This window comes from Rossellomorea aquimaris TF-12 (genome assembly GCF_001648555.1).
In the GTDB taxonomy this organism is placed as follows: Bacteria; Bacillota; Bacilli; order Bacillales; family Bacillaceae_B; genus Rossellomorea; species Rossellomorea aquimaris.
Map to the genome: position 1 here is coordinate 185,263 of NZ_LQXM01000022.1, position 7,425 is coordinate 192,687.

Here is a 7,425-nt window from a genome sequence, read left to right on the forward strand (position 1 = left end):
AATTTGATAATGGGGGAATTTAGAATGAAAATTTTTAGCTATATGGAACAATACGACTATGAGCAATTAGTATTTTGTCAAGATGAAGAATCAGGACTAAAAGCAATCATTGCCATTCATGATACAACTCTTGGACCGGCACTTGGCGGAACTCGCATGTGGACATATGAGTCTGAGGATGCTGCAATTGAAGATGCATTAAGATTAGCTCGTGGTATGACTTACAAGAATGCTGCAGCTGGACTAAATCTTGGTGGAGGAAAAACGGTTATTATTGGAGATCCTCGTAAAGATAAGAACGAAGAAATGTTCCGTGCATTCGGTCGTTATATTCAAGGTTTAAATGGCCGTTATATCACTGCTGAAGATGTAGGTACAACGGTTGCAGATATGGATTTAATTCATGAAGAAACAGATTATGTAACAGGTATCTCACCTGCATTTGGTTCTTCCGGTAACCCATCTCCAGTAACAGCTTATGGTGTATACCGTGGAATCAAAGCTGCTGCTAAAGAAGCTTTTGGTACTGATTCATTAGAGGGCAAAACGATTGCTGTTCAGGGAATAGGGAATGTTGCATACAATATGTGTCGCCACCTTCATGAAGAAGGAGCAAAGCTTATTGTAACGGATATCAATAAAGAAGCCGTTCAACGCGCTGTTGATGAATTCGGAGCAAAAGCAGTCGATATTAATGAAATTTACAGTGTGGATTGTGATATTTTTGCCCCGTGTGCACTTGGAGCAATCATTAACGATGAAACAATCCCACAACTAAAGGCTAAAGTAATTGCTGGTGCAGCCAATAACCAATTAAAAGAAACTCGTCATGGTGATGCTATTCATGAAATGGGTATCGTTTATGCACCTGATTATGTCATCAATGCAGGTGGAGTTATTAACGTTGCAGATGAATTATATGGTTATAACAGTGAAAGAGCGATGAAAAAAGTAGAGCAAGTTTACAATAATGTAGAGCGTGTAATCGAAATTGCTAAGCGCGATAAAGTTCCAACGTATGTGGCAGCTGATCGTATGGCGGAGGAAAGAATCGAAAAAATGCGTCGCTCAAGAAGTCAATTCCTACAAAACGGACAACACATCTTAAGCCGTCGTGGTTAATAAATGGAAAGAACGCTTTACTTCTTAAAGAGGTGAAGCGTTTCTTCCCTATAAATGAGAACATATGGGTACAGAACATAAAAAGGGGTTATCTATCATCGGGGGATAAATTCAAGGTGCAAACAATACAATACAGCTACCCAAATGGAGGTAACAACAGTGCAAGAAAATAAACATCGAATATTAGTAATAAATCCAGGATCTACATCAACCAAGATTGGTGTATTTGATGATGATCGTTCCGTATTTGAAAAAACAATACGTCATGACACAGAGAATATCAACCAATTTCCAAATATTATTGACCAATATGAGTTTAGAAAAAATACGATTCTTCAAACGCTGGACGAAGAAGGAATTAACATTTCAAAGCTAAGTGCAGTATGTGGTCGAGGTGGGTTGCTAAGACCGATTGAAGGTGGAACCTATCTAGTAAATGAAGAGATGCTCAAAGATTTAAAAGAGGGCTTTTCAGGACAGCATGCTTCAAATTTAGGGGGCATTTTAGCCTTTGAAATTGCCTCTGGTCTAAACATTCCTTCCTATATTGTGGATCCTGTTGTGGTAGATGAACTTCAGGAATTGGCACGAATATCTGGTTTTTCATTAATAGAAAGAAAAAGTATTTTTCATGCCTTAAATCAAAAGGCGGTTGCCAGAAGGGTAGCAAAAGAATTTGGAAAGAAATATGAAGACCTTAACCTGATCATTACTCATATGGGTGGAGGTATTACTGTAGGCGTTCATCAAAATGGAAAAGTCATTGATGTAAACAATGGTTTACATGGGGACGGACCTTTTAGTCCTGAGAGAGCAGGTACAGTACCAGCAGGGGACTTAGTGGACTTGTGCTACTCTGGTGATTACTATCGTGATGAAATCATGAAAAAGCTGGTAGGCCAAGGTGGACTAGTCGGATACCTCGGTACAAGTGATGCGGTGAAGGTAGAGAAAATGATTGAAGGCGGTGACGAGAAAGCCAAGAAGGTGTATGATGCAATGGCTTATCAAATCGCTAAGGAAATTGGAGCTGCCAGCGCTGTTTTAAACGGGAAAGTAGACGCTATAGTCTTAACAGGTGGACTTGCTTACGGGAAAGACTTTGTTAAATCCATTAGTGATCGCATTAATTGGGTGGCTGATGTTGTGGTTCATCCAGGAGAAAATGAATTACAAGCTCTTGCAGAAGGGGCTTTAAGAGTATTGAAGAATGAAGAAGATTATAAAGTTTATCCAGGAAGTGTAAAGAAAAGAGCAACAGTATAAGAGCGAGGAGGATGCAGCATTGGCACAAGAATATGATTTAGTCATTCTAGGTGGAGGTACAGGCGGTTATGTAGCCGCAATACGTGCCTCTCAACTTGGATTAAAAACAGCTATCGTAGAAAAAGGTAAATTAGGTGGAACATGCTTACATAAAGGGTGTATTCCTAGTAAAGCTCTTTTACGTAGCGCTGAAGTGTATGCAACGGCAAAACATAGCGATGACTTTGGTGTGAAAATCAACGGTGTTGAATTAGACTTTACAAAGGTTCAATCTCGCAAAGATGGTATCGTTGATCAGCTTCATAAAGGAGTACAGCATTTAATGAAGCAAGGGAAGATTGATGTTTTTGAAGGGATGGGCCGTATACTTGGACCTTCTATTTTCTCTCCTATGCCAGGAACCATTTCTGTTGAAATGAACAATGGGGATGAAAACGAAATGTTAATCCCTAAAAATGTCATTGTGGCAACAGGCTCAAGACCACGTTCACTTCCAGGCTTAGATATTGATGGTGAATTTGTTTTATCTTCAGATGAAGCGCTTTCTCTTGAGGAACTTCCAAAATCAATTATTATTATTGGTGGAGGAGTTATTGGAATCGAGTGGGCTTCCATGCTATCTGATTTCGATGTTGAAGTAACCGTTGTAGAGTATGCTGATAAGATTGTTCCAACGGAAGACCATGAAATCTCAAAAGAAATGCAACGATTAATGAAGAAAAAAGGTGTGAAAATTGTTACTGGAGCGAAAGTTCTTCCTGCAACCTTAGAAAAAGGGGACGGTACTGTAACGATTAAAGCTGAACACAAAGGCGAAGAAAAGTCCTTTAAGGGCGAGAAAATCCTTGTTTCTGTTGGTAGGCAGGCAAATGTAGAAGGAATGGGCTTAGAAAACACGGATATTAAAGTAGAAAAAGGCTTTATTGAAGTGAATGAATATTTCCAAACAAAAGAGTCTCACATTTATGCTATTGGTGATGTTATTGGTGGTTTACAATTAGCCCATGTTGCTTCTCACGAGGGAATTACAGCAGTGGAGCATATGGCAAATGAAAACCCTCACCCAATTGATTATTCACTGATCTCAAAATGTATTTATAGTAATCCTGAAATCGCAAGCGTAGGGATCACTGAGCAGGAAGCAAAGGATAAGGGCTACAACCTTAAAATTGGTAAATTCAGTTTTAGAGCAATTGGTAAAGCACTTGTTTATGGAGAGTCAGATGGTTTCGTTAAGATTATCGCTGACAAGGATACGGACGATATTTTAGGAGTGCATATGATTGGTCCACATGTGACTGACATGATTTCTGAAGCAGGGCTAGCTCGAGTATTAGATGCTACACCATGGGAAATTGCACATACAATTCATCCGCATCCATCTCTGTCAGAAGCAATCGGAGAAGCAGCATTAGCAGTAGACGGAAAAGCTATCCATTCCTAGAAAAGCGAAGGCGGCTGGTTCAGAGGCGACAAGCACTTCCTAGAACTCCCAAAAGGCGTACTTTGCCATATGGTAGGTTTAGGAAGTGACCTCGAGTCTCTGGCGCCGTAGCTATACAAATATAAAACGGAGCTGACCAGTGATCCAGCCCGACAAAGAACTCAATGAATAACTAGTTATATAGGAGGTAAGAGATATGGCAGAGAATCGTCATGAAGAATTAGGGCTTTCCAATGAGAAAGTATTAGAAATGTATGAAACAATGCTACTTGCAAGAAAGATTGATGAGCGTATGTGGTTACTAAATCGTTCAGGGAAAATTCCTTTCGTTATATCTTGTCAAGGACAAGAAGCTGCTCAAATAGGAGCTGCCTTTGCATTGGATAAAGAAAAGGATTATGTTCTTCCATACTATCGAGATATGGGTGTAGTGTTAACGTTTGGAATGACTGCAAAAGAATTAATGCTATCTGGCTTTGCTAAGTCGGAAGATCCAAACTCTGGTGGTCGTCAAATGCCTGGACACTTTGGTCAAAAGAAAAATAATATCGTAACGGGTTCTTCTCCAGTTACAACTCAAGTTCCTCATGCTGTTGGGATTGCACTGGCTGGGAAAATGGAGAAAAAAGATTTAGTTACTTTCGTAACATTTGGTGAAGGGTCTTCAAACCAAGGGGACTTCCATGAAGGCGCTAACTTTGCAGGTGTACATAAACTTCCTGTTATTTTCATGTGTGAAAACAACAAATACGCTATATCAGTTCCAATTGAAAAACAATTGGCGTGTGAAAATGTATCTGACCGTGCCATTGGTTATGGTATGCCAGGAGTTACCGTTGATGGTAATGACCCATTAGAAGTATACAAAGCTGTAAAAGAAGCTGCAGACCGTGGACGTCGTGGTGAAGGCCCTACGCTTGTCGAAACAGTATCTTACCGATTAACTCCTCACTCCTCTGATGACGATGACAGAAGCTATCGCTCTCCAGATGAAGTGGCTAAAGCGAAAACAAACGATCCAATTATTACATTTGGGGCTTACTTGAAAGAAACAGGTGTAATGAATGATGAGATTGAAAAAGAAATCAATGATCGTATCATGAAGCAAGTAAATGAAGCAACGGACTATGCAGAAAATGCTCCATATGCTGAAGCAGAATCAGCAATGAAGTATGTTTATGCAGAAGAGAAGTAAGGGGGAATAAAAAATGCCAGTAATTTCATATATTGACGCCGTAACAATGGCTATGAGAGAAGAAATGGAACGTGACGAAAAAGTATTTGTCCTTGGGGAAGATGTTGGTAAAAAGGGTGGCGTATTTAAAGCGACACATGGGTTGTATGACCAATTCGGTGAAGACCGTGTAATCGATACACCACTAGCTGAGTCTGCTATTGCAGGTGTTGGAATTGGTGCAGCAATGTATGGAATGAGACCTATTGCTGAAATGCAATTTGCTGATTTCATTATGCCCGCTGTTAACCAAATCATCTCAGAGGCATCTCGTATCCGCTATCGTTCTAACAATGATTGGAGCTGTCCGATGGTAATTCGTGCTCCCTACGGTGGTGGAGTTCACGGCGCTCTTTATCATTCTCAATCAGTAGAAGCTGTGTTTGCGAATCAACCTGGATTGAAAATTGTCATGCCTTCTACTCCTTATGATGTAAAGGGATTACTGAAAGCGGCGATTCGTGACGACGATCCTGTAATGTTCTTTGAACATAAACGTGCTTATCGTTTAATTAAAGGTGAAGTTCCTGAAGATGATTACACTCTGCCAATAGGAAAAGCAGATGTGAAGCGTGAAGGTGAAGATATTACTGTCATCACTTATGGACTGTGCGTCCACTTTGCTCTTCAAGCAGCAGAGAAGCTTGCTCAAGATGGAATTGAAGCTCATATCTTAGATTTACGTACAATTTATCCTTTAGATAAAGAAGCAATCATTGAAGCTGCTTCTAAAACAGGTAAAGTTCTTCTTGTTACTGAAGACAATAAAGAAGGAAGCATCATGGGAGAGGTTTCTGCCATTATTGCAGAACATTGCTTATTTGACCTGGATGCACCAATCAAGCGTCTTGCTGGTCCAGACATCCCTGCAATGCCTTATGCACCAACAATGGAGAAATATTTCATGATTAATCCAGACAAGGTAGAAAAAGCAATGCGTGAGCTGGCAGAATTTTAATCATAAGAATACTATTAATCGTAACGTAAGGAGGGGTCCTCATTGGGTATTGAAAATATGAAAATGCCTCAGCTAGGGGAAAGTGTTACAGAAGGTACAATTAGTAAATGGTTAGTGTCACCTGGTGATACTGTAAATAAATATGATCCAATTGCAGAAGTACAAACAGATAAGGTAAATGCAGAAGTTCCTTCTTCCTTTACTGGAACGATAAAAGAGTTAATCGCCGAGGAAGGGGATACTCTAGAAGTTGGAGAAATCATTTGTTCGATTGAAATTGAAGGTGGAGGCTCTGCACCTCAAGAGGAAGCTCCGAAAGAAGAGAGTAAAAAAGAATCAAGTAAACAACCAGAATCAACTCAAAAACCTGCTAAATCACCAAGCAAGGATAGCGGCAATAAGGCAAGATATTCTCCTGCTGTGTTAAAGCTATCTCAAGAACATGATATCGACCTAAATCAGGTTGAAGGTACTGGAAACGAAGGTCGTATCACTAGAAAAGATCTGAAAAAGATTATCGAATCTGGAAATATTCCTAAAGCTGGAGATGCTCCGGTAGAAAAAGCGGAAGCAGAAGCACCTCAAGCGCCTGCTCAGGATCAAGTCCCATCACAACCTGCTGCAGCAAGTAAGCAAGCTGCACCAAGCGTTCCTGTTGCACCGGGAGACATTGAAATTCCAGTTTCAGGAATTCGTAAAGCCATTGCTGCTAACATGGTGAGAAGTAAGCACGAAGCTCCTCATGCATGGACGATGATGGAAATTGATGTAACCAACCTAGTTGATTATAGAAATTCTCTTAAAACAGAGTTCAAACAGCGTGAAGGTTTCAATCTGACATTCTTTGCTTTCTTTGTAAAAGCAGTAGCTCAAGCTTTGAAGGAATATCCTCAAATTAACTCTATGTGGGCTGGAGACAAAATCGTTCAGAAGAAAGATATTAATCTTTCCATTGCTGTTGCAACAGACGATGCTTTGTATGTTCCAGTCATTAAAAATGCAGATGAAAAAACGATTAAGGGTATCGCTCGTGAAATTACAGAACTTGCTGGAAAAGTACGAAGTGGTAAACTAACTTCCCAGGATATGCAGGGGGGTACATTCACTGTAAACAACACTGGATCATTTGGATCAGTTCAATCCATGGGTATTATCAATTACCCTCAAGCAGCGATTCTTCAAGTGGAGTCTATTGTTAAACGTCCAGTTGTGATGAATAATGGAATGATTGCCGTTCGTGACATGGTAAATCTATGTATGTCACTTGACCATCGTGTATTAGACGGACTAGTTTGTGGAAGATTCCTTCAACGAGTAAAAGAGATATTAGAAAACACATCAAAAGAAACGACTTCAGTGTATTAATAATTTAATGATAAGGACTAACCAGCTGGTTAGTCC

The 7,425-nt window shown here is 40.0% G+C and carries 6 protein-coding genes; all 6 read left to right on the forward strand.

Annotated elements, in window-relative coordinates:
- Positions 1-24: 24 nt before the first annotated feature.
- The 6 genes from bcd (at position 25) to IQI_RS05130 (ending at position 7,389) form a co-directional block, all read left to right on the forward strand.
- On the forward strand, positions 25-1,122 hold the full coding sequence (bcd, locus tag IQI_RS05105) for a branched-chain amino acid dehydrogenase (protein WP_064091598.1): 1,098 nt from the start codon (positions 25-27) through the stop codon (positions 1,120-1,122).
- A gap of 159 nt (positions 1,123-1,281) precedes the next feature.
- Complete coding sequence (buk, locus tag IQI_RS05110) at positions 1,282-2,388, forward strand: butyrate kinase (protein WP_064091599.1); 1,107 nt, start codon at positions 1,282-1,284, stop codon at positions 2,386-2,388.
- A 19-nt stretch (positions 2,389-2,407) separates the two neighbouring features.
- Complete coding sequence (gene lpdA, locus IQI_RS05115; protein ID WP_064091600.1) at positions 2,408-3,832, forward strand: dihydrolipoyl dehydrogenase; 1,425 nt, start codon at positions 2,408-2,410, stop codon at positions 3,830-3,832.
- Positions 3,833-4,028: 196 nt separating this feature from the next.
- The gene (locus IQI_RS05120; protein WP_064090898.1) at positions 4,029-5,027 is read left to right on the forward strand and encodes a thiamine pyrophosphate-dependent dehydrogenase E1 component subunit alpha; all 999 of its coding nucleotides are present in this window, start codon (positions 4,029-4,031) and stop codon (positions 5,025-5,027) included.
- A gap of 13 nt (positions 5,028-5,040) precedes the next feature.
- Positions 5,041-6,024 (forward strand): alpha-ketoacid dehydrogenase subunit beta, encoded by a 984-nt coding sequence (locus IQI_RS05125; RefSeq protein ID WP_064090899.1) that lies wholly within the window; start codon positions 5,041-5,043, stop codon positions 6,022-6,024.
- A 42-nt stretch (positions 6,025-6,066) separates the two neighbouring features.
- Entirely contained in the window at positions 6,067-7,389 is a 1,323-nt protein-coding gene (locus IQI_RS05130; RefSeq protein WP_064090900.1) for a dihydrolipoamide acetyltransferase family protein, read from the forward strand.
- Positions 7,390-7,425: the final 36 nt, after the last annotated feature.